Origin of the sequence: Klebsiella indica (assembly GCF_005860775.1) — a bacterium.
In the GTDB taxonomy this organism is placed as follows: domain Bacteria; phylum Pseudomonadota; class Gammaproteobacteria; order Enterobacterales; family Enterobacteriaceae; genus Klebsiella; species Klebsiella indica.
This window is the reverse complement of the sequence record NZ_VCHQ01000024.1, coordinates 31451-54108: the sequence shown is the minus strand read 5'-3', so window position 1 is coordinate 54108 and position 22658 is coordinate 31451. Positions and strand designations below refer to the sequence as shown.

The window sequence follows — 22658 nt, the reverse complement described above, 5'->3', positions numbered from 1 at the left end:
CTCCACTACAGGCGCAGCAGAATATCTGCTGCGCTCAATAGCCCCATATCAGAACTGACGCCAAGCTTAGTCATCGCATTCGATTTATGCGCGCGGATAGTTTTGATATTTCGTTTCAGCTGCGTCGCTATCTCCGCCAGGGAATAGCCGTAGGACATATATCTCAGAATCGTATGTTCCATTGGGCTCAGGATCTGATGACACAACCTCGTTTTTGGGTTCATATCTGCCGCATTTACCTGAGGGTTGAGATTAAGAATCTGCAGCAAGCGTTCCTGCAACTCAATCCGACACGCTGATTTATTCAACAGACCATGTAAACGAGAAGATACCAGATGAACGATCAAACGCATTTCGGCTTCATCATTTGCCAGGACAATTCTTTGTATTTCAGGGTAATAGTGTGCGACTTCATTAAGGAAAAGTAAACTTTCCAGACGCGCTCGACGATTACCCGAAAGTGAAAAAATAATCGCGGAAAAATTATCAGATTTAAATGCTTGCTTTAATGTCTGAGTATCTTTAAAAAAACGAACACAAAATTTCTTATCGCTTTCATTCATTAATATGTGGTGAAGCGCCACTTCCGTCATCGTACATTTTTCGACGACAGCAATATATCGCGTTATGTGATTATTTTCCATTCTGCCGGTCCTCATTGGCCGAATCAATATTCAGCGTTCTCATTCCCTGAACACTGTTAATCCAGGCATACATTTCTGCGTTGCTGCGTAAAGATAAGCGCCGCATAGCGCTATTTTTTTGCGCGCTTATTGTTTTATTACTTTTCTTCAATAAAGCGGCGATTTGATTAATTCCCCACCCTTTTGCGAGAAGCCTCAGCACCTTCCGCTCAGAAAACGTCAGTATGGCCCGTTGATGCATCTCTTCATCAATATTTCCCCTTTCCGGGCGGCATCCCGCCTCGCTGACGCGTTCAGTCGCATTTCCTCCTGGGCAAATCGCGTCGATGAGGTAGTTCACCGGTTCACTGTTAGAAATTAATGTGCTTCCCGACCGCATTAATAACTCAACCGCTAATGGATAACAGGCATCTCCGGCCATAAATACCCAGTGTATATTCTGATATTGAATCATTAAAGAATGGTAATATTCACATATATCTCCAGGTTGATCGATTCCGCTGGAGAGATCTGCAATAACCAGCAGCGCACAACGTAATTGTAGTAAGGTTAACGCTTCCGGAGAGCGACAGAAACTGAATTCGTAATCAGGGCGATACTCCCCCACAATGGCTTTTAGCCCACACTGCATAACCGGAGCGCTACTAATAATAATACAGTGCTTCCCCTCTCCTGGTAACATAAACTCTCCGCTTCCTGTTGAAGATTCAGCCCAGGCAAAAGATCAGATGAATAATTGTGCATCCATCAGATTATTCTGCCGAAATAAATCTTTGTCGTCCCTGGCGAGCACACTATCTCGTGCGCTGAAGTCAATTTATATTATGGCGAGCAACATATTGCCGTTATCCATGCCAATAATTAACATTAACACAGGTATTTGTCAGCAATAAATTAGAAATGGTTAAAACCTTCGTTAGATATGCTAACGCAAGAGAGATGAGCCAACTATGATTTATTTTATTTTCTTCCGAAATGCTTTAGGTGATTCCCCACTATAGCGACGAAAGAAACGGGAGAAATAAGCAGCCTCAGTAAATCCCAAATAATCAGAAAGTTGTGCAATTGTCATGCTGGTATACTGCAGGTTACGACGAGCCTCAAGCATCAACCGTTGATGTAGAACGCCCAGCGCGCTACAGCCATAAAATTCATGGCATAAATAATTCAGATGCGTCACAGATATACCAACCCGCCGGGCATAACCCGTCAAAGGCATATGCTCGCGATAGTGGCTTTCAATAAGACGCGAAAAATGACGCATGACGGTGCGCTTACGCTCAGCTTTATCCTCCGTGATTAGCTGCGGTCGATACCGCCGGTTTAACCAAACCAGCAGCGCCCCCAACAGCGAATGCAGCATCATTTCGCGCGCATCATGATCCTCACGGTACTCTTCCTGTATGGCGGTAAACAGGGCACGGATATGGCTCCTGGACGTTTTCACCGGCACACACTGCGGCTGGTCGAGTACATCCAGTTGCCGCCCAAACTGATTTTCGAAACCTCTAAGCAGCGGCAACGCCAGCGATAAAACATATCCTTCCGTTCCCGGCGAAAAATGAAACCCATGAATACATAACGCCGGAACAACCTGAATACAGGATTCCGTCATCACGGTGGTGGCCCCTTCAATTTCGATGGCAGCCTGCCCTTTATGCAGATACAGCAATTGCACCAACTCCGCATGCTGATGCACGCGGATATGCCATTCATACAGACGGCTACGCTGCAGTATCGATTCACAGTGCAAAAGGTCGGGCGTTGGCCAGTCGCGATCTTCACCATACAGTTTAAAAACGGGAACGATGTTATCTGTCTGCATGATGGCTCCGGATCTTATCGCTTACGCCACACACACCATCGGCAGACCGACATAGTTTTCAGCGATAGTGGTTAAACCGGCACGTGATTCAAGAAAATAGCGACGGTCCGCCGCCTGCATTTTTCTGTCAAACTCGCTTTGCTGGGGGAAGTCATGCAACAGACGCGTCATAAACCAGCTGAATCGCTCACCTTTCCAGACACGATCCAGCGCCAGACGAGAATAGCTTGCTAACAGATCGGCGCGTCCATGGTGATAATATTCACGCAGGATCCGCCACAAATAGTTGACATCGGATGCCGCCAGATTCAGCCCTTTTGCCCCCGTTGGCGGTACGATATGCGCCGCATCCCCCACCAGAAATAATCGCCCATACTGCATCGGTTCCACCACGTAGCTACGCAGCGGCGCGATACTTTTCTCAAGTGAGTGACCAACCACTAACTTATTCGCCAGATCATCAGGCAACCGACGTTTGAGCTCATCCCAGAAACGTTCATCAGACCATGCTTCAACCTTTTCACTGAGCGGTACCTGCAAGTAGTAGCGGCTTCTGGTTAGTGAACGCTGACTGCAAAGCACAAACCCACGCTCATGATGGGCGTAAATGAGCTCCGGATTAACCGGCGGCGTATCCGCCAGCAGCCCAAGCCAGCCAAACGGCCAGACGCTTTCATACTCTTTAAGGATGCCGTCAGGAATACTTTGCCGGGAAACACCGTGAAACCCATCGCAGCCCGCAATAAAGTCGCACGCCAGACGGTAGTTTTCACCATCGCAGCGAAACGAGATCGAGGGCCGGTCGCTTTTCGCATCATTAATGATGACGTCCGTAACGCCATACATAATCGGTGCTGCGCATTCCGCACGCGCCGCCATTAAATCGCGCGTCACTTCGGTCTGCCCATAAACCATGACGCTTTTGCCTTCAGTAAGCTCCGTCAACGCAACCGGTACGCGCTGTCCCTCAAACAGAAACTCGATCCCGTGGTGCACCAGACCCTCAGCATCCATCCGCCGGGCAGCGCCCGCTTCACGCAACAACTCCACCGTTCCAGTTTCCAGAATCCCCGCACGAATCCGCCCTAACACATACTCAGGCGTTTGCCGCTCAAGAATGACCGTCTGGATCCCAGCGTTATGTAACAACTGCCCCAGCAGGAGTCCGGAAGGACCCGCGCCGATAATCGCAACCTGTGTTTTCATAGGATCGCCTCAGCAAGTTAATTATTTGTTGATTTTTTGTTTATTAAAAGTTCGAATTTGCATTTTTGATAAGTCGGGCAGGAAAAAGAAGGTAAGAATTGGTGCAAAAATTGCACTTTTTATCAATCTTGCGGAAATGTGGCAGAGGTCAAATTCCAGAGGCCAACAGACGGGCGATTTTTTACACATTGTTTGATCCTGACCGCTCAGCTAAAACAAGACTTCAGGTAAAAGTATCGCCAGACACGACAGCATCAGGCATCACGGACAGCAGGTATTTATGCAAGCAACGCAGGCAACTCAACGCGCAATCACGCGATTGTGCATTCAATGTGGTCTTTTCTTATTACAACATGGCGCAGAGAGCGCACTGGTTGAGGAGCTTTCAACCCGCCTGGGACGGGCATTGGGAATGGATAGCGTTGAAAGCGCCATCTCTTCCAACGCGATTGTGCTCACCACCATTAAAGATGGTGAATGTCTGACGTCAACGCGGAAAAATGCCGATCGCGGCATCAACATGCATGTCGTTACGGAAGTTCAACATATTGTGATTATGGCGGAGCATAAGCTGCTGGATTATAAGGATGTTGAAAAGCGGTTCGCGCAAATCAAACCGCTGCGCTATCCGCGATGGCAGTTGGTTTTAATGGTCGGCCTCTCCTGCGCCTGCTTTTGTAAACTCAACAATGGCGGTTGGGACGGGGCATTGGTGACCTTCTGCGCCAGCGCGGTGGCCATGTATATTCGCCAGGTGCTCACTCACCGCTCAATGCATCCGCAGATTAACTTCTGCCTTACCGCCTTTGTGGCCACCACAATATCCGGACTGATGCTGCGTCTTCCGGCTTTTGCCGGTACGCCGACAATCGCGATGGCCGCCAGTGTACTGCTGTTGGTTCCCGGTTTTCCGCTGATTAATGCCGTTGCCGACATGTTTAAAGGGCATATCAATACCGGTCTTGCACGCTGGGCCATCGCCAGTCTGCTAACGCTCGCCACCTGCATTGGTGTGGTGATGGCAATGACCATATGGGGGTTACGCGGATGGGTATAATCATGTATCTCCTCGCCCTTGCGCAGGATATGGTCCTGGCGGCTATTCCTGCCGTAGGTTTTGCCATGGTATTTAACGTGCCGCAGCGCGCGCTGCGCTGGTGCGCCCTGCTGGGGGCCATCGGCCACGGTTCGCGCATGGTGATGATGACGGCGGGTGTTAATATTGAGTGGTCGACATTTATGGCCTCCCTGCTGGTTGGCTGCATCGGGATCCAGTGGTCCCGTTGGTATCTGGCGCACCCGAAAATTTTCACCGTTGCGGCCGTCATCCCTATGTTTCCCGGTATATCCGCCTATACCGCGATGATTTCAGCGGTAAAAATCAGCCACTTTGGCTATTCGCAAGAGATGATGGTGATGCTCTTGAGCAACTTTCTTAAGACCTCGTCTATTGTTGGCGCATTATCTATCGGCCTTTCTATTCCAGGCCTGTGGCTCTACCGCAAACGTCCGCGCGTATAACGGTTCGCGTCGCCGGGTCACCTGCGGCGCTCCTTCCTGAGCGCACCCTATGCTACTATGTGTGCAGTTCCCCTCTTTCATTGTCGTTCAGAGTTGAGATTGATTTATGTCTTCACGAATATTAACTACCGATTTTAGCGGTCTGGATGACTTCATGCAGGATCACGCAACGGTACTGGCAAAATCGGCCAGCGGCGTCGTCGCCGTCTTCGCCAACAATGCCCCCGCATTCTATGCGCTCACGCCGGAACGTCTGGCAACGTTGCTGGAACTGGAGGCCAGACTATCGCGCCCTGGTAGCGATATTGCGCTGGACGCGCAGTTTTTTGCCGAGCCTCCTCAGGCGGAACCTTGCGTCGTGCCGATGGGTAAATTTCCAATGTATGCCGACTGGCAGCCGGATGCGGATTTCCAGCGTCTGGCCGCGCTTTGGGGCATTGCCCTGAGCCAGCCCGTCACGCCGGAAGAACTGGCCGCGTTCATCGCTTACTGGCAGGCGGAAGGCAAGGTCTTTCATCATGTCCAGTGGCAACAGAAGCTGGCGCGCAGCGTGCAGATTGGCCGGGCCAGCAACGGGGGTCAGCCGCGACGCGATGTCAACGCGATCAGCGAACCTGATAACCATATTCCACGAGGATTCCGAGGATGAGCATGAAAAATGTCGGCGATTTAATGAAGCGCCTGCAAAAAATGATGCCAGCCCATATCGAACCCGCGTTTAAAACAGGTGAAGAACTGCTGGCCTGGCAAAAAGAGCAGGGCAAACTGCGTTCGGAAGCGCTGGCGCGTGAAAACCGCGCCATGAAAATGCAGCGCACGTTTAACCGCTCCGGCATTCGCCCCCTGCATCAGAACTGTTCGCTGGATAATTACCGGGTAGAGTGCGAAGGCCAGATGATCGCGCTATCCAGGGCGCGACAGTACGTCGAGGAGTTCGACGGCAACATCGCCAGTTTTATCTTCTCCGGCAAACCGGGCACCGGAAAAAATCATCTCGCCGCCGCAATCTGCAATGAACTGCTGCTACGCGGTAAGTCAGTATTAATTATTACCGTCGCCGATATTATGTCGGCGATGAAAGAAACATTTAGCAACCGGGAAACCAGCGAAGAGCAGCTCCTTACTGACCTGAGTAAGGTCGATCTGCTGGTGATTGACGAAATCGGCATGCAAACGGAATCGCGCTACGAGAAGGTCATCATCAACCAGATTGTCGACCGCCGCTCTTCATCAAAACGCCCTACCGGCATGCTGACTAACAGCAATATGGACGAAATGAATAAACTGCTTGGCGAGCGCGTTATGGATCGCATGCGACTCGGCAACAGCCTGTGGGTCAATTTTAACTGGGACAGTTATCGCGACCGTGTGACCGGGAAAGAGTATTAAGATATTTCTGAACCCTGCCAGCGCTATAATTACACGATCGTTAAATCACGGCGAAGAGTATGTCTATGAAATCTACAAAAATGTTGTTCCGCACGGCGATGGTGTCAGCCGCTTTACTGACTTTCGGCGCCCACGCCAGCTCCTGGCAGGATTCTCTTTCCAGCGCCGCTAACCAGCTCAGCGCCCAGAGCGATAGCCAGCAAAGCAGCGGTATATCCCTCTCCTCGCTCACCGGCTTACTAAACGGCGGAAGCCAGTCGTTGACTTCCAGCAGCATGAATAATGCCGCCGGGATTATGTCCTATTGTGCGAAACAGAAGCTGGCATCGGTAACTAATGGCGAAAACATCAAAAATCAGGTTCTGGATAAACTGGGCCTCAACACTGAGGAGAAGCAAAAAGAGGACACCAACTACCTTGAGGGCCTTCAGGGGCTATTAAGTAGCAAAGACGGCCAGCAGTTGAATCTGAATAGCCTTGGCAGCAGCCCACTGGCGGAAAAAGTGAAAACTAAAGCCTGCGATCTGGTCTTAAAACAGGGCGTTAACTTCCTCTCCTGATCCCTTCCTTATCATGCCGCGTTTGGCGACTTAGCTCCGCCAGCGCGGCCGTCATGGCAATTTGTTGCACAGATGTCAGTTTGAGCCCCCTCCGGGCACGATGTGAAGCAGATCAAAAACGGCGTTTTCTAAACCAATTCTGAACCAAAGCACAATTTCATGACCCTATAATTGCAGCAATATGAAGCGGCAATTACAGTGTAGTGTGGAAAATGATCTGCCCCGGCCAGCCGACAGCTGGCATGAATGAGGATGAGCTGTGTCTGAGTTGTTATCTATCGCCCTGTTTCTTGCCTCGGTGATGATTTACGCATTAAAAGCAGGTCGTAATACCTGGTGGTTCGCCGTCACGCTCACCGTACTGGGCCTGTTCGTTATTCTGAATATTACCCTTTACGCCAGCGATTACTTCACCGGCGACGGTATCAACGATGCAGTACTCTATACATTGACCAACAGCCTGACGGGCGCAGGCGTGAGCAAATATATTTTGCCAGGTATTGGGCTGGTGATCGCGCTGGTTGCGGTGTTTGCTGCGCTCGGCTGGGTGCTGCGCCGTCGTCAGCATCATCCTCATCATTTTGGCTACAGCCTTGCCGCACTGGTTCTGGCGATGGCTTCAGTCGATGCCAGCCCCGCCTTTCGCCAGATTAGCGAACTGGTCAAATCCCAGTCACGCGATGGCGATCCCGATTTTGTGGCTTACTATAAAGAACCGTCAAAGAGCATTGCACATCCGAAGCTGAACCTGGTGTATATCTATGGGGAAAGCCTTGAACGGACTTATTTTGACAACGACGCGTTCCCGAAGCTGACTCCCGAACTCGGAAAACTGAAAAACGAGGGTCTGGATTTCAGCAATACCGCCCAGCTACCGGGTACCGACTACACCATTGCCGGGATGGTCGCCTCCCAGTGCGGGATCCCGCTGTTTGCGCCGTTTGAAGGCAATGCATCGGCCTCGGTCTCCAGCTTTTTCCCGCAAAATATCTGTCTGGGCGATATCCTGAAAAACTCCGGCTACGAAAACTACTTCGTCCAGGGGGCTAACCTGCGCTTCGCCGGCAAAGATGTCTTCCTCAAATCTCACGGCTTCGATCATCTGTACGGTGCGGAAGAGCTCAAAGCAACGGTCGCCGATCCCACTTACCGTAACGACTGGGGTTTCTATGATGACACCGTTCTTGATGAGACCTGGAAAAAATTCGTCGCCCTTTCACAATCGGGAAAACGCTTCTCGCTGTTCGCGCTGACGGTCGATACCCATCATCCGGATGGTTTTATCTCCCGCAGTTGCCAGCGAAAAAGCTACGAAATCGATGGTAAAAAGAACCTTTCCTTCAGCGCCGTTTCCTGTAGTCAGGAGCATATTGCCGCGCTGATTAACAAGATAAAAGCCTCGCCCTGGTTCAAAAACACGGTCATCGTCGTATCTTCCGATCACCTGGCGATGAAAAACACCGCGTGGGATTATCTGAACAAACAGGATCGCCGGGATCTTTTTTTCGTCCTGCGCGGCGATCAACCGCAGCAGGATATCCTGACGGTCAAGCGTAATACGATGGACAACGGCGCAACGGTGCTTGATATCCTCGGCGGCGATAACTTTATTGGCCTTGGCCGCAGCAGCCTTTCCGGCGAGTCGCTTTCCGCTATTTTCCTGAACATGAAAGAAAAAGTGCTGGCATGGAAACCAGATATCATCCGGCTGTGGAACTTCCCTAAAGAGATGAAGAATTTCACCATCGATGCGCAGAAGAACATGGTTTCATTTTCCGGCAGCCATTTCCGCCTGCCGTTACTGCTGCGTATCTCCAGTAAGCGCGTTGAACCGCTGCCGGAAAGCGAATACTCTGCGCCATTGCGCTTTCAGTTGGCTGATTTTGCCCCGCGCGACAACTTCGTCTGGATCGATCGCTGCTACAAGATGGGCCAGCTATGGTCGCCGGCGCTGGCGCTCTCTACGGACTGGTGCGTATCGCAGGGACAGTTGGGCGGCGAACAGCACGTCCAGCGTGTCGACAAAGCGCAATGGCAGGGCAAGACGGCGTTCAACGATACCCTTATCGACATGGGGCGCTATAAGAGCAATGTTAATACCCTGAAGATTGTCGATAACGATATTCGTTATAAAGCCGACAGTTTCATTTTTAACGTTGCCGGCGCGCCGGAGGAAGTGAAACAATTCAGCGGCATTTCCCGCCCGGAATCATGGGGGCGCTGGTCCAACGCGCAGCTTGGCGGTGACGTGAAGATAGAATATAAAGCGCCGCTGCCGGAGAAATTCGATCTGGTGATTACCGCCAAAGCCTATGGTCCGAATGCCAATAAGCCAATTCCCGTACGCGTTGGCGACAGCGAGCAAACGCTCACGCTGGCTAACACCGTCACCACCACCACCCTGCATTTTGATAATCCGTCACGCAGCAATACCTTGACCATTACGCCGCCAGATCCGCAGTCAACCAACGAGGGCAATATTCTCGGTCATTCCCCACGCCAGCTCGGTATCGGTATGGTTGAGATCAAAGTGGTAAAACGCGAAGGATAAAATAAACCCGCCCGGCGACTTTCTGTGCCGGGTCGTGGTGACTAAGGCCGGAAATCAGCCATGCAGCGGCTTTAACTCATCCGCCGACAGTCCGGTAATCCGCTGTATCGTCTCGGTATCTAAACCGTTCTTCAGCATACTATCGGCAATACGCAGCGCTTCCCGCCTGCTCCCTTCCTGCCGGCCTTCCTGCCTCCCCTCTTGCCGACCTTCTTGTCGACCTTCCTGCTTGAGTTTTTGAGCGATAGACATCAACCAACAGGAACTGGCGGTTATAATGGGAGTGGTGCTTATGATGCGGGAAATCCGCCAACCGTTGGCGCTTAATTCATTTTTGCGGTTCAGAGCACAAAAAAACGGCGCCCAAATCCGCGGACGCCGCACAACAACCCCACTACAGCCGCCTCAGGGCCTCTCGCATTCCCGCGCTCAACATCACTTCCAGATACCGCGTGACCTGTTCAGCAAGGCCCGGAATTGCCGTGAGATCTTCCCCCCAGTGCGCGTTATCCTGCAGGACTTCAGTGACCAGTTCATGCAGCGGGCGGCCACGCGACACTTGCGCCCACCCTTCGGAAAAACGGGTTAACCAGACTTCATCATCCTGTAATGGATACGCCTGCCCGTCGCGCTGACCGCGATAGAAGGCGATGAGCGCCGCCAGAGCGAACGTTAACCGCGGCGGAATAACGCCATGCCGGCGGATATTCGCCAGCAGTTGCGGCAGGATCCGGGTGCGAAACTTGGTCATGCCGTTCAGGGCGATGGAGGACAACTGATGGCGAATCCAGGGATTAAGGAAACGCCCGGTCACGGCATCGGCAAACTGGCGTAACTCATCGGCCGGCAAATCCAGCGCCGGAATAATCTCCTCGCCGATGGTTTGCTGCACATAATGGCGAATGGCTTTATCATTCATCGCTTCACCAACGGTATCCACACCGCACAGCCACGCCACCGGCACCATCGCGGTATGCGCGCCATTAAGAATGGCAACCTTGCGCTCTTTATAGGGCCGGATATCCTCTACAATACGGATATTGAGCGGGTAGCGATCTAGCCGCAGCGTCTCCGCCAGCGCCTGCGCCCCCTGGATTACGAATAACCAATAGTATTCGGCGGTATCCAGGAAAGCATCATGGTAACCCAGTTCCGTCTCCAGCTTTTCCACTTCATCGCGCGGATAGCCAGTCACGATGCGGTCAACCAGCGTCGAACAAAACGTATTGGCGATTTCAACCCAGTCGCGAAAAGCCGCGGGCAACCGCCACTCTTCGGCATAGCGCAACACCAGTGCTTTCAGTGATTCGCCGTTATAGTCGATCAGCTCGCACGGGATAAGTGTCCAGCCTTTATCCACTGCGCCATTGAAATATCGGAACCGTTCGAAAAGCAGTTGTACCAGCTTAGCCGGGAAGCTTACTGGCGGCCTGGCGTCAGGTCGGTCCCCGGCATGATAGCTGATGCCCGCTTCCGTGGTATTCGAAAACACGAACTCAATATCCGGGTTACGGGCCAGCGCCAGATAACCGGCAAAATCCTGCCATGGATTGATCTCATTATTAACAGAGCGAATAATCCGCGCCTCGCTCACTGCCTCGCCACACTCATTCAGCCCGCGAATCACCGTGGTGTAAAGCCCGTCCTGGGTATTTAACGATGGCGGGAACTTACTGTTAATCGGCCGAACAATGGTCACCCCGGCAGCCAGATCGGTTTTCTCATTCAACAGATCCAGTTGCCAGTCAATAAATGCCCGCAAGAAGTTACCCTCACCGAACTGAATCACACGCGTCGGGTACTGAGGTCCGGGAAAATCTTTTCTGTTTAACGATTTCATAGCCTTTCCTGCTAAAAATGAATGACGCCTTTGATGAGCTGGCGATTGTTAATCACTTCACTTTCGTAAATTTCCGCCAGCAACCTGAAATCGTAACGGTGGGTCAGCATCATCCTGGCAGTCACTTTCCCCTCGGCCATCAGTCGTCCGACTTTCACAAAATCTTCTTCCGTCGCATTACGGCTCCCCATCATGGTCGTCTCTTTCTTATGGAACTCCGGGTCCGAGAACGTCAGATCACCTTTAAACAGGCCAACAAAAGTGATACTGCCGCCGTGGCGAATTAAATTGACCGTGTTGTTCATCGCATGTTGGTTTCCAGTTGCGTCAATGACCTTCTGCGCCAAAGAACCGCCAAACGTTGTGCGCAGTTGCTCGGTGAACAGCCGATCGGTAGGATCGAGGGTTGCCAGACAAAGGTGCTGAGCCACATGATCGCGCCGCGCCGGACTGGTATCCGCCACCACTACGTGCGCTCCGTCCGCTTTGGCAATAGCCGCCGCCCCAAGGCCGATGGGACCCGCACCAACCACCAGCACCTGATCTCCCGGCTGGATAGCCGCACGACGCACTGCGTGAGCGCTAATGGCAAAGGGTTCAATCAGTGCCACAGCTTCAGGATCGACATCATCCACCACCAGCAGATTTTTGACCGGGACGCAGAGGTATTCACTAAACCCGCCGTCCCGATGGACGCCGATCACGGAGATTTTCTCACAACAGTTTGTCCGACCGCTCAGACAGGCCGGGCACTGACAACAGGCGACGTAGGGAATAACGGCAACCTGGAGGCCACTTTTCAGATTAAGAATATTTTTACCGAGACCAATTATCTCACCACATATTTCATGACCGAGAACGCGTGGATAGCTAAAAAAAGGTTGATTGCCACCCCATGCATGAATATCCGTCCCACAAATCCCCACCGTTTTTACTTTAATAAGAACCTCATCATCACCTGGAATGGGAATCTGGCGTTTTTCCCAGTGAAATTTTTTTGGTTCCTGACACACTAATGTATTCATCGACGTCATAATTACTGCCTCCGTTTTTGTTGGCTTAGATATCGATGAAAAATAGAATCGAGGATAAAGTCATTGTGAAAATTGTGAAATCTCGCGCACAAAACTGTTTTAAATCCGGCTTTAATAGCGAAAAAACAGGAAAACCATTATGAGCCGCTCACAAAACCTTCGTCACAACGTGATTAACCAGGTCATTAGCGATATGGCGCGCGGCTTTCTCCCGTCGCCGTTGCCCTCACAAAGCGCGCTCGCCGAGATGTACAATATCAGCCGCACCACCGTGCGCCATATCCTTAGCCACTTATGCGAGCGCGGCGTACTGCATCAGGTCAATCAGGATTACAAGATCCTCCGCCAACCGGAGGTTCGTGACGGCTTCGATGGTTCAAGCGCCACGCTGGCCGAGCAGAATCGCCTCTTTGAACAAGCGTTTTTCACCATGATTAACCAACGTCAGTTGCGCCCCGGAGAAATGTTTTCCGAGCTACAGCTGGCGCGCGCTGCGGGCGTCAGCCCGGTGGTGGTCAGAGAGTTTTTGTTGAAATTCAGCCGCTACAACCTGATTGAAAGCGAAAAGCGCGGCCAGTGGAATATGAAGAAGTTTGAGTTATCCTGGGCGGAACAACTGTTCGAACTGCGGGAAATGCTGGAAACCCATGCGCTTCAGCACTTCCTCAACCTGCCGGACAACGACGCCCGCTGGCTGCAGGCAAAAACTCTGCTTGAACGCCATCGTGCCCTGCGGGACCGCATCGGCGACAGCTTTCGCATGTTTTCCCAGCTCGATCGCGATTTTCACTCACTGCTGCTGTCAGCGGCTGATAATATATTTTTTAATCAATCGCTTGAGATTATTTCTGTTATTTTCCACTTTCACTATCAGTGGGATGAGAGCGACCTTAAACAGCGCAATATCATCGCCATCGATGAACATATGACCATCCTGAGCGCGCTCATCTGCCGCAGCGATCTGGACGCGGTCCTCGCACTTCGTGCTCACCTGGAAAGCGCTAAACAATCAATGATTCGCTCAATCAGACAGGGCGCTCATGGATTAAAAACAGATTAAAAACATAAAATTGCAAAATAATCCACAATATTATTATCAACTCATACTGTTCTATTTACCCACCCTTACACTGAGGATGTTTTTAAAAGCTATCTTTTTACAATCATAATTAGTAAAAAAGCATCGACACAGGAGTAAATATGACTATTACAATCAAAGACATATGTGTAAAAGATATTCGATTTCCAACATCCAAAAATCTGGATGGTTCTGATGCAATGAATGCAATATCAGATTATTCTGCAACTTATGTCACATTAATAACTGACCACTCAGAAGAGCTAAAAGGTTATGGACTAACATTCACAATTGGTCGTGGAAATGATTTGTGCGTTAGCGCGGTAAAATCTTTAGCAGAGTTATTTGTTATTGGTCGTACGCTAGAAGACATTACTGCTAACTTTGGTCTATTCTGGCATGAACTGGTTTCTGGCGATTGCCAGCTACGCTGGGTTGGACCGGAAAAAGGCGTTATTCATCTCGCTACTGCGGCAATTATTAATGCCTTATGGGATCTTTGGGGACGCTCGCAGAATAAAACCGTCTGGAAAATGCTTGTTGATATGTCACCAGAAGAGCTTGTGCGTTGTATCGATTTTACGTACATCTCCGATGTGCTCACACCTGAAGAAGCAATAGCACTATTGCGTAAAGTAGAAAAAGGTAAGGCTCAGCGCGAAAGGGAAATGTTTGAAACTGGTTTCCCTGGCTATACCACCGCCGCTGGCTGGCTTGGTTATTCCGAAGAAAAAATGCGCCAACTCGCGCGGCAAGCTGTTGAAGACGGCTGGACCCACCTAAAACAAAAAGTGGGCGCAGACCTTGAGCAAGACATTCGTCGGGCAACGATCCTACGCGAAGAATTAGGCTGGGAGCGTCATCTGATGATGGATGCGAACCAAACCTGGGGAGTTGATCAAGCTATTGATGCTATGCGTAAACTGGCGAAATTCGATCCGCTGTGGATTGAAGAACCGACAAGTCCCGACGATATCCTGGGGCACGCGGCAATTAAAGCCCGAATCGGCAATATTGGCATTGCCACGGGTGAACATGCACATAACCGGGTTATGTTTAAGCAGTTCTTCCAGACTGGTGCAATGGATTTTTGTCAACTTGACCCTGCCCGCCTTGGCGGACTGAATGAAGTCCTCGCTGTAGTATTGATGGCAGCAAAATTTGGTGTTCCCGTTTGTCCTCATGGCGGTGGTGTAGGCCTGTGCCAATACTCATTAAACATTGTGCTATTCGACTATATCGCGGTTTCTGCATCACTGGAGAACAGAGTGTTAGAATATGTGGATCACTTACATGAAAATTTTGTCGAACCATTAGTTATTAAACGTGGGCGTTATTACCCTCTGTTGCAACCCGGATATGGCGTAAAAATGAAAGCAGAATCATTACAACGCTATTCATGGCCAGATGGGCAAGAATGGGCTCTTGGATAAGAGATGTACAATCAAGCGTTAATTATAACATCTGAATTTTTTCAAAAACTGTATTTACAGGTAAATAATTCGCTATTTTCACATCCATTAGGAAATATAACTATATATTATCCATATGGAAACCATAATACAATTTTGAACATTTTTATTGGAAAAAATCATGAGCCAAAGTGACAATGAAAAAATTGTTAATTCGGCAGTGCGAAAGTCTATTATTCGACTACTGCCGTTTTTAGCACTTATGTATGTTATGGCTTATCTGGATCGAGCCAACATCGGTTTTGCCAAAGATGCCTTCCAAGTCGATACTGGCTTAAGTAATGCAGCATATGCGTTTGGTGCTGGCGTTTTTTTTATCGGCTATGCTATTTTTGAAGTTCCCAGTAATATTTTTTTATATAAAACAGGAGCACGTCTATGGCTTTCACGAATAATGGTAACATGGGGAATTATTTCTGCAGCAATGATGTTTGCCCATGATGAAAAAACGTTTATTATCTTACGTTTTCTTCTCGGGGCATCCGAAGCAGGTTTTATGCCTGGCGTTATGCTATACCTGACATTCTGGTTCCCACTCAATATTCGAGCGAAGGTTTCTGGGTATTTTTGGTTCGGACCACCAATTGCTTTCATTCTTGGAGGGCCAATTTCCGGTGGATTATTAACTATTCATGATTTGTGGGGATTACATAACTGGCAATTAATGTTCATGGTTGAAGGCTTATTGGCTGCACTGGTAGGCATAGTCGCTTTTTTCTACCTTGATAATAAACCCTCAGATAAACGATGTACATTTCTGACACCAGAAGAGAAAAAGGCACTCAGTGCTGTTATGGATACAGAAGAACGTGCAAAAGTTAGCCATGGCCCACAAGGAATATTAAAAGCACTATGCGACCCCAAAGTACTCTATCTGTGCCTGATTTGTTTTACCATTCAGGTTGGCTCATACGGTATTGCTTTTTTCCTGCCTTCTCAGATAGCAGCGCTGTCAGGACATGGAGTCGGCTTTATCGTTGGCGCCTTATCGGGTATCCCATGGCTATGCGCTCTTTTTGCCGCATGGTATATCCCCAATCTTTCGACAAAACTGAAAGAGCGGCGCTGGATCAGCACCATCACTCTATTATTCGGCGGACTGGGAGTTGCCATGTCTGGCGCACTGGCCGGAACACCTATATGGGCGTTTATCGCATTATGCATTGGCTGTGCTGGTTTACTCGCAGTACAACCAATTTACTGGACGTTCCCGACCAGTTATCTCGGAGGTGCAGCAGCAGCTTCCGGCATTGCGTTGATAAATTCAATTGGAAACCTCGGTGGATTTGTTGCACCGAATATCCGTGTGTGGGCTGAAGGTGTGTTTGAGTCGAATATAGCAGGACTTTATCTGTTAGGTGGTATCGCCATTGTCGGAGCGATCATGCTTGCAGCAATCTTCAGAATTGGTATCAAACGTGATATGGATGATACGTCACCAGAGAAAAACCATGGGAAATCCTCATCCGCAGCCATGACAGTCCCCGACTCTACTCATTAGTATCATTCGTCCCCCTATACAAGCAGGGGGACTTCTCTTCCAGTCTCTGGTTCAGAGTTTCCTGAGTAAAGACTTCACTGGCGTCATTACTAAAAAATGAAAATAGTTATTTCATTCGCGTCAAAATTTGTTGTGATCTCAATCACATATCTACCACCCGTCGGCCTTATACCCAACCGCTTACTCCGGCAAGTGACCGCTTAACCCCGCATATAACCACTCGCAGATTTACCCAACTTTACGCATATGAAGTTCTGGCAAGATCGTCTCCAGCATAGCGAGTCAATATCTCCTCAACCCCTAACTTAAACCCAGAACCAGACGGCTTCGGCCTATTACTCATCTAATTAAGCCAGGTTTTACTATGGATACTAAAAAGTTATTCAAGCACATACCCTGGGTGATTCTTGGAATCATCGGGGCATTTTGCCTCTCAGTCATCGCCCTGCGCCGCGGCGAGCACGTTAGTGCCCTGTGGATCGTAGTGGCATCGGTTTCCGTCTACCTTGTCGCCTATCGTTACTACAGCCTGTACATCGCGCAAAAGGTGATGAAGCTCGACCCCACGCGCGCCACGCCGGCGGTCATTAACAACGATGGCCTGAACTACGTACCGACTAACCGCTACGTGCTCTTCGGCCACCACTTTGCCGCTATTGCCGGTGCCGGTCCGCTGGTAGGCCCGGTTCTCGCCGCGCAGATGGGCTACCTGCCGGGCACTCTGTGGCTGCTGGCGGGCGTCGTGCTGGCGGGGGCGGTACAGGACTTTATGGTGCTGTTTATCTCCTCGCGTCGTAACGGCGCTTCGCTGGGGGAAATGATCAAGCAAGAGATGGGGCCGGTACCGGGTTCCATTGCCCTGTTCGGCTGCTTCCTGATTATGATCATCATCCTCGCCGTGCTGGCATTGATTGTCGTAAAAGCGCTGGCGGAAAGCCCGTGGGGCGTGTTCACGGTCTGCTCGACCGTACCGATCGCCCTGTTTATGGGTATCTACATGCGCTTCCTGCGCCCGGGCCGGGTGGGTGAAGTGTCGGTTATCGGTATCGTTCTGCTGGTTGCATCCATCTGGTTCGGCGGCATCATTGCGCACGACCCGTACTGGGGCCCGGCGCTGACCTTTAAAGACACCACCATCACCTTTACCCTGATTGGCTACGCCTTTATTTCCGCACTGCTGCCGGTATGGCTGATTCTGGCGCCGCGCGACTACCTGGCGACCTTCCTGAAAATCGGCGTTATCGTCGGCCTGGCGCTGGGTATCGTGATTCTCAATCCGGATCTGAAAATGCCGGCCGTGACCCAGTATATCGATGGCACCGGCCCGCTGTGGAAAGGCGCGCTGTTCCCGTTCCTGTTTATCACTATCGCCTGCGGCGCGGTCTCCGGCTTCCACGCCCTTATCTCTTCCGGTACGACGCCGAAGCTGCTGGCTAACGAAACCGACGCCCGCTTTATCGGCTACGGCGCGATGCTGATGGAGTCCTTTGTAGCGGTGATGGCGCTGGTGGCGGCATCAATTATCGAGCCGGGCCTCTACTTCGCGATGAATACCCCACCTGCTGGCCTTGGCATCACCATGCCAAACCTGCATGAAATGGGCGGTGAGAACGCCGCGATGATTGCCGCGCAACTGAAGGATGTGACCGCGCACGCCGCAGCAACCGTCAGTTCCTGGGGCTTTGTGATTTCGCCTGAACAGATCCTGCAAACCGCGAAAGATATCGGCGAACCGTCGGTACTGAACCGCGCAGGCGGCGCGCCAACCCTGGCGGTCGGTATTGCTCATGTGTTCCACAAAATTGTTCCGATGGCGGATATGGGCTTCTGGTACCACTTCGGTATTCTGTTTGAAGCGCTGTTTATCCTCACCGCACTGGATGCCGGTACCCGCGCAGGCCGCTTTATGCTCCAGGATCTGCTGGGCAACTTCGTGCCGTTCCTCAAGAAAACCGATTCTCTGGTTGCTGGCGTCATCGGTACTGCGGGTTGCGTCGGTCTGTGGGGATATCTCCTGTATCAGGGCGTGGTCGACCCGCTGGGCGGCGTGAAGAGCCTGTGGCCGCTGTTCGGTATCTCTAACCAGATGCTGGCCGCCGTGGCGCTGGTGCTTGGCACCGTGGTGCTGGTCAAAATGCAGCGCACCAAATACATCTGGGTTACCGTCATCCCCGCCGTATGGCTGCTGCTGTGCACCACCTGGGCACTGGGTCTGAAACTGTTCAGCACCAACCCGCAGATGGAAGGCTTCTTCTACATGGCCCAGCAGTACAAAGAGAAGATTGCTTCCGGCGGTGAACTGACCGCACAGCAGATTGCCAACATGAACCATATCGTGGTGAACAATTACACCAACGCCGGTCTTAGCATTCTGTTCCTGGTGGTGGTCTACAGCATCATCTTCTACGGCATCAAAACCTGGCTCAACGTGCGCAACAATAAAGTGCGCACCGATAAAGAGACCCCGTACGTGCCGGTACCGGAAGGCGGTGTGGAGACCTCTTCACATCACTAACTAAACCTGATGCCGGATGGCGCTACGCTTATCCGGCCTACAAAATGCAGTTAACGTAGGCCGGGTAAGGCGAAAGCCGCCATCCGGCTTTATTCATTAACGGGACGGCAAAATGTTTGGTAACTTAGGTCAGGCAAAAAAATATCTCGGCCAGGCGGCGAAAATGCTGATTGGCATTCCGGATTATGACAACTACGTCGAGCATATGCAGACCAACCATCCGGACAAGCCGTATATGACCTACGATGAATTCTTTCGCGAACGCCAGCTAGCCCGCTACGGTGGCGATGGCAAAGGCGGTATGCGCTGCTGTTAATGGAGGCAAACATGACACCGATTGCAGTGACCCTGCTGACCGGGTTTCTTGGCGCGGGGAAAACCACCCTACTACGCCATATTCTCAACGAACAGCACGGTTTTAAAATCGCCGTTATCGAAAACGAATTTGGCGAGGTTGCTGTTGACGATCAGCTCATCGGCGATCGCGCCACCCAGATCAAAACCCTGACCAACGGCTGCATCTGCTGTACCCGCTCCAATGAACTGGAAGATGCCTTGTTAGACCTGCTCGACAACCTCGACCAGGGCAACATCCATTTTGACCGGCTGGTAATTGAGTGCACCGGCATGGCCGACCCCGGCCCGATTATTCAGACCTTTTTCTCCCATGAAGTGCTGTGCGAACGTTACCTGCTGGACGGCGTCATTGCCTTAGTTGATGCGGTACATGCCGACCAGCAGATGAATCAGTTCACCATCGCCCAGTCGCAGATCGGCTATGCCGATCGCATTCTGCTAACCAAAACCGACGTGGCAGGCGAAAGCGAAAAACTGTGTGAGCGTTTAGCGCGTATCAACGCCCGTGCCCCGATTTACACCGTCACGCACGGCGATATCGACCTCTCCCTGTTGTTCGACACCAGCGGCTTTATGCTGGAAGAGAACGTGGTTAGCAGCAAACCGCGTTTTCACTTTATCGCCGATAAGCAAAACGATGTTTCATCGGTTGTGGTGGAACTGGATTATCCGGTGGATATCAGCGACGTGTCGCGAGTGATGGAAAACCTGCTGCTGGAATCGGCGGAGAAACTTCTGCGCTACAAAGGCATGCTGTGGATTGACGGCGAACCGAACCGCCTGCTGTTCCAGGGCGTCCAGCGCCTTTACAGCGCCGACTGGGACCGCCCGTGGGGCGACGAACAACCGCACAGCACGCTGGTGTTTATCGGCATTCAGTTGCCGGAAGATGAGATCAGAGCCGCATTTGCGGGGTTGAAGAAGTAACCCTTATTCTGGATTGTCCGGTGGCGCTTACCGGACCTACAAATCAACGACACAGGCCGGATAAGGCGAAGCCGCCATCCGGCACTCACTCCCCCCACTCACTCAGTAATCACAAACCGCGTCGCGGCAAAGCAGTTGAGGATGCGGTGGACCAGGAACACCATCGTCAGCGTCGCTACCAGCGCGACGGTGACTGAAGTGATGCGGTACAGATCGCTGAAAACCAGATCGCTGTCCGGGTGCAGGTTCTGGCCGAACATAATCCCGATGGTGGTGATACTGGCAAAACCGACGCCCGCGCCGACCTTTTCCATCACATGCAGACGAGCGCTAAAGGCCAGCCCGAGACCGATCAGCGGCATCATCAGCAGCATATGGTTGCTGAAGTCATAAATGAGCAGCTGCACCAGCAGAATATAGAGACAGGCCAAGACCACGCCGACCACGCGCCAGAGAGAACTTAACACCGCCCCGCGATAATGCATCGGAAACAGAATCAAAATACCCGCCATCAGCGCCGACAACGAATCGCTCAAATCGCAGATCTGAAAGATCACAAAGATCATCGTCGCCACGGTGCCGGAAAGCAGCGACTCATGGCGAATCCGGGCATCATCTTTCTCAATACGCGGCGGCGGCTGACGCGGTTCGACATCGGGGATCAGATAATGCAGCAGCGCGCTCAGGGCTACCGCCATCACGCAGGCTTCCATATTGGAGAACATCAGCGTATGCCAGTTGGTGGTGGGGTAACTCATAAAGTTGAGCATCGTGCTCTGGCACACCACTCCCATCGCTCCGAGTAAAAACAGCGGCCCCTTGCTCATAAAACGAAAGCGCATCACGTACAAACCAAACACCACCAGCGTCATAATGACCGGCCACTGCGAGAGATAGCCGACAATCAACACCATTTCGACACAGTTCACCGCCGCGCTGAATACAAACTGTCTCGCCACATGGCGATTAAACACCGGCACCAGCGACAGCAGCATCAGCGGATAAACCACAAAGAACACGCCGTACTGCACGTTGTAGAAGGTCGAAATGCTCAGCGCTATCGTCCCGGCAACGGAAATACGCACGGTCTGGCGAAAATCATTGGCGGTGTAGGCCACATTATCATGCGAGTTGAATACACGGGCCAGGGTGTTGATCGACGCCAGCAAGTTAATAAACATAATGCAACCAGCTAACGAGGTGAATTTGCACCCCGGCAAAGGTGCGGGCAAACGGCCCTTCGCTGTTATACAACTGCACCGTAGCGCGCGCCCCGGTCGGCAGGGTGGTCTCCAGCGGCTCGTTCAATGCCACATGAATACGCATCCGTTGGGCATCGCGTACCCAGCGCGTCGACTGCTCCGGCTGCGACAACTGGCCGTTAACCGCTTCCTGCCCGGCCAGAATCCCGGCATCGCTACTGGTCACATGCGCAGGAAACACTTTGCCCGGCATGGCGTCAAACACCACTGCCGCATCCGTGCCAATACGGGTATGGCGCAGGCTTTTTTCACGAAAGTCAGCAACAATATCCATCTCAGGACTGACCAGCGCCAGTAAAGGCGTGGCAGCAGTGGCGTAAAGCCCAGGGTTGAGCTGGAGATTGTTCACCGTCCCGTCGGTTTCCGCCCGCACCTTTGTCCACTCCAGGTTCAGTTGCGCCTCCTCCAGCGCATTGCGGTATTTTTGCAGTGTCACATTGCGACTGTCGTCGCGTTCACCGCGCTGGATCAGCAGGTTCTGGATACTGGCATTCAGCGCCGCCACCGACTGCTCGCTGGTCTGCCAGGCCGTGCGTACCTTATCCAGATCAGACTGCGAGACATTCTGCATTGCGCTCAGTCGCTGATAGCGGTCAAGCGTGAGTTTATCGTTGCGGGCGGTATATTGCGCGGTGCGCAGGTTGGCGCGCGCAGAGGCGATCTGCGCATCCAGCTGTTGGTTGCTCAGCTTCGCCTGCTCAAAGGCAATCTGTGCGGCTTCAACTTTATTGATAAACGGCGTTGGGTCCAGTTCATACAACAGGTCGCCCTTTTTCACCTGGCTATTGTTGCGTACGTAGACGTGAGAGACATAGCCGGAAACGCGCGAAGAGATCGGCGTCACCACGCGCATCACGGTGGAATCCGGCGTCAGCGGGATCCAGATATCGGCAACGATAAACCAGGTGAATATTGCAAGGAAAGCGGCAATACTCACCCTTACCCAACGGGCAAATTTTTGTTCTGGGGTCATCAT

General features: G+C 51.6%; 20 protein-coding genes and 1 pseudogene. 12 read left to right on the top strand and 9 right to left on the bottom strand.

Annotation, left to right across the window (positions count from 1 at the left end):
- Positions 1-5 precede the first annotated feature (5 nt).
- The 4 genes from bglJ to pobA form a co-directional block, all read right to left on the bottom strand.
- Positions 6-644, bottom strand: coding sequence for a DNA-binding transcriptional activator BglJ (gene bglJ / locus FE839_RS16305; protein WP_171034904.1), 639 nt, complete (start codon positions 642-644; stop codon positions 6-8).
- Positions 634-1326, bottom strand: a complete 693-nt coding sequence (locus tag FE839_RS16300; RefSeq protein WP_171034903.1) for a LuxR C-terminal-related transcriptional regulator — start codon at positions 1324-1326, stop codon at positions 634-636. Before FE839_RS16300 ends, bglJ begins: the two co-directional genes overlap by 11 nt.
- Before the next feature lie 273 nt (positions 1327-1599).
- The gene (locus FE839_RS16295; protein WP_138361831.1) at positions 1600-2469 is read right to left on the bottom strand and encodes a helix-turn-helix domain-containing protein; all 870 of its coding nucleotides are present in this window, start codon (positions 2467-2469) and stop codon (positions 1600-1602) included.
- Positions 2470-2490: 21 nt separating this feature from the next.
- Entirely contained in the window at positions 2491-3675 is a 1185-nt protein-coding gene (pobA, locus tag FE839_RS16290) for a 4-hydroxybenzoate 3-monooxygenase (RefSeq protein ID WP_138361830.1), read from the bottom strand.
- A 280-nt stretch (positions 3676-3955) separates the two neighbouring features.
- Here pobA and FE839_RS16285 point away from each other — a divergent pair, with 280 nt between their 5' ends.
- From FE839_RS16285 to opgB, 6 genes are all read left to right on the top strand, one after another.
- Positions 3956-4732: a threonine/serine exporter family protein gene (locus FE839_RS16285; protein WP_138361829.1), complete on the top strand. Its 777-nt coding sequence runs from the start codon at positions 3956-3958 to the stop codon at positions 4730-4732.
- On the top strand, positions 4723-5196 hold the full coding sequence (locus tag FE839_RS16280) for a threonine/serine exporter (RefSeq protein WP_138361828.1): 474 nt from the start codon (positions 4723-4725) through the stop codon (positions 5194-5196). The genes FE839_RS16285 and FE839_RS16280 overlap by 10 nt, the downstream gene beginning before the upstream one ends.
- Positions 5197-5302: 106 nt before the next feature.
- Positions 5303-5845, top strand: a complete 543-nt coding sequence (gene dnaT / locus FE839_RS16275; RefSeq protein ID WP_138361827.1) for a primosomal protein DnaT — start codon at positions 5303-5305, stop codon at positions 5843-5845.
- Between the two features lie 2 nt (positions 5846-5847).
- On the top strand, positions 5848-6585 hold the full coding sequence (dnaC, locus tag FE839_RS16270; RefSeq protein WP_138362050.1) for a replicative helicase loader DnaC: 738 nt from the start codon (positions 5848-5850) through the stop codon (positions 6583-6585).
- A gap of 65 nt (positions 6586-6650) precedes the next feature.
- Positions 6651-7145: a YjjA family protein gene (locus tag FE839_RS16265; protein WP_138361826.1), complete on the top strand. Its 495-nt coding sequence runs from the start codon at positions 6651-6653 to the stop codon at positions 7143-7145.
- Between the two features lie 259 nt (positions 7146-7404).
- The gene (gene opgB / locus FE839_RS16260) at positions 7405-9696 is read left to right on the top strand and encodes a phosphatidylglycerol--membrane-oligosaccharide glycerophosphotransferase (protein ID WP_138361825.1); all 2292 of its coding nucleotides are present in this window, start codon (positions 7405-7407) and stop codon (positions 9694-9696) included.
- Between the two features lie 54 nt (positions 9697-9750).
- Here opgB and FE839_RS16255 read toward each other — a convergent pair.
- The 3 genes and pseudogenes from FE839_RS16255 to FE839_RS16245 all read right to left on the bottom strand — a co-directional run.
- Positions 9751-9951, bottom strand: a pseudogene (locus FE839_RS16255) (ISNCY family transposase); the annotation flags it as partial.
- Between the two features lie 139 nt (positions 9952-10090).
- Complete coding sequence (locus FE839_RS16250) at positions 10091-11536, bottom strand: tagaturonate reductase (RefSeq protein WP_138361824.1); 1446 nt, start codon at positions 11534-11536, stop codon at positions 10091-10093.
- 11 nt (positions 11537-11547) lie between these two features.
- Positions 11548-12570: a zinc-binding alcohol dehydrogenase family protein gene (locus FE839_RS16245; protein ID WP_138361823.1), complete on the bottom strand. Its 1023-nt coding sequence runs from the start codon at positions 12568-12570 to the stop codon at positions 11548-11550.
- A 139-nt stretch (positions 12571-12709) separates the two neighbouring features.
- Between FE839_RS16245 and FE839_RS16240 the strand changes: the two genes are divergently transcribed.
- From FE839_RS16240 to yjiA, 6 genes are all read left to right on the top strand, one after another.
- Positions 12710-13630: a GntR family transcriptional regulator gene (locus FE839_RS16240; protein ID WP_138361822.1), complete on the top strand. Its 921-nt coding sequence runs from the start codon at positions 12710-12712 to the stop codon at positions 13628-13630.
- Positions 13631-13770: 140 nt separating this feature from the next.
- Positions 13771-15081 (top strand): enolase C-terminal domain-like protein, encoded by a 1311-nt coding sequence (locus tag FE839_RS16235; protein WP_138361821.1) that lies wholly within the window; start codon positions 13771-13773, stop codon positions 15079-15081.
- Positions 15082-15241: 160 nt separating this feature from the next.
- Positions 15242-16621 (top strand): MFS transporter, encoded by a 1380-nt coding sequence (locus tag FE839_RS16230; RefSeq protein WP_138361820.1) that lies wholly within the window; start codon positions 15242-15244, stop codon positions 16619-16621.
- Positions 16622-16985: 364 nt separating this feature from the next.
- A complete protein-coding gene (gene btsT / locus FE839_RS16225; protein WP_138361819.1) occupies positions 16986-19136 on the top strand; it encodes a pyruvate/proton symporter BtsT in 2151 nt (716 codons plus the stop codon).
- 112 nt (positions 19137-19248) lie between these two features.
- Entirely contained in the window at positions 19249-19452 is a 204-nt protein-coding gene (locus FE839_RS16220; RefSeq protein ID WP_138361818.1) for a YbdD/YjiX family protein, read from the top strand.
- Positions 19453-19463: 11 nt separating this feature from the next.
- Positions 19464-20420 (top strand): GTPase, encoded by a 957-nt coding sequence (gene yjiA, locus FE839_RS16215; protein WP_138361817.1) that lies wholly within the window; start codon positions 19464-19466, stop codon positions 20418-20420.
- 98 nt (positions 20421-20518) lie between these two features.
- Here yjiA and FE839_RS16210 read toward each other — a convergent pair whose 3' ends face one another.
- Positions 20519-21601: a DUF2955 domain-containing protein gene (locus FE839_RS16210; protein WP_138361816.1), complete on the bottom strand. Its 1083-nt coding sequence runs from the start codon at positions 21599-21601 to the stop codon at positions 20519-20521.
- Entirely contained in the window at positions 21591-22658 is a 1068-nt protein-coding gene (locus FE839_RS16205; protein ID WP_138361815.1) for an HlyD family secretion protein, read from the bottom strand. Before FE839_RS16205 ends, FE839_RS16210 begins: the two co-directional genes overlap by 11 nt.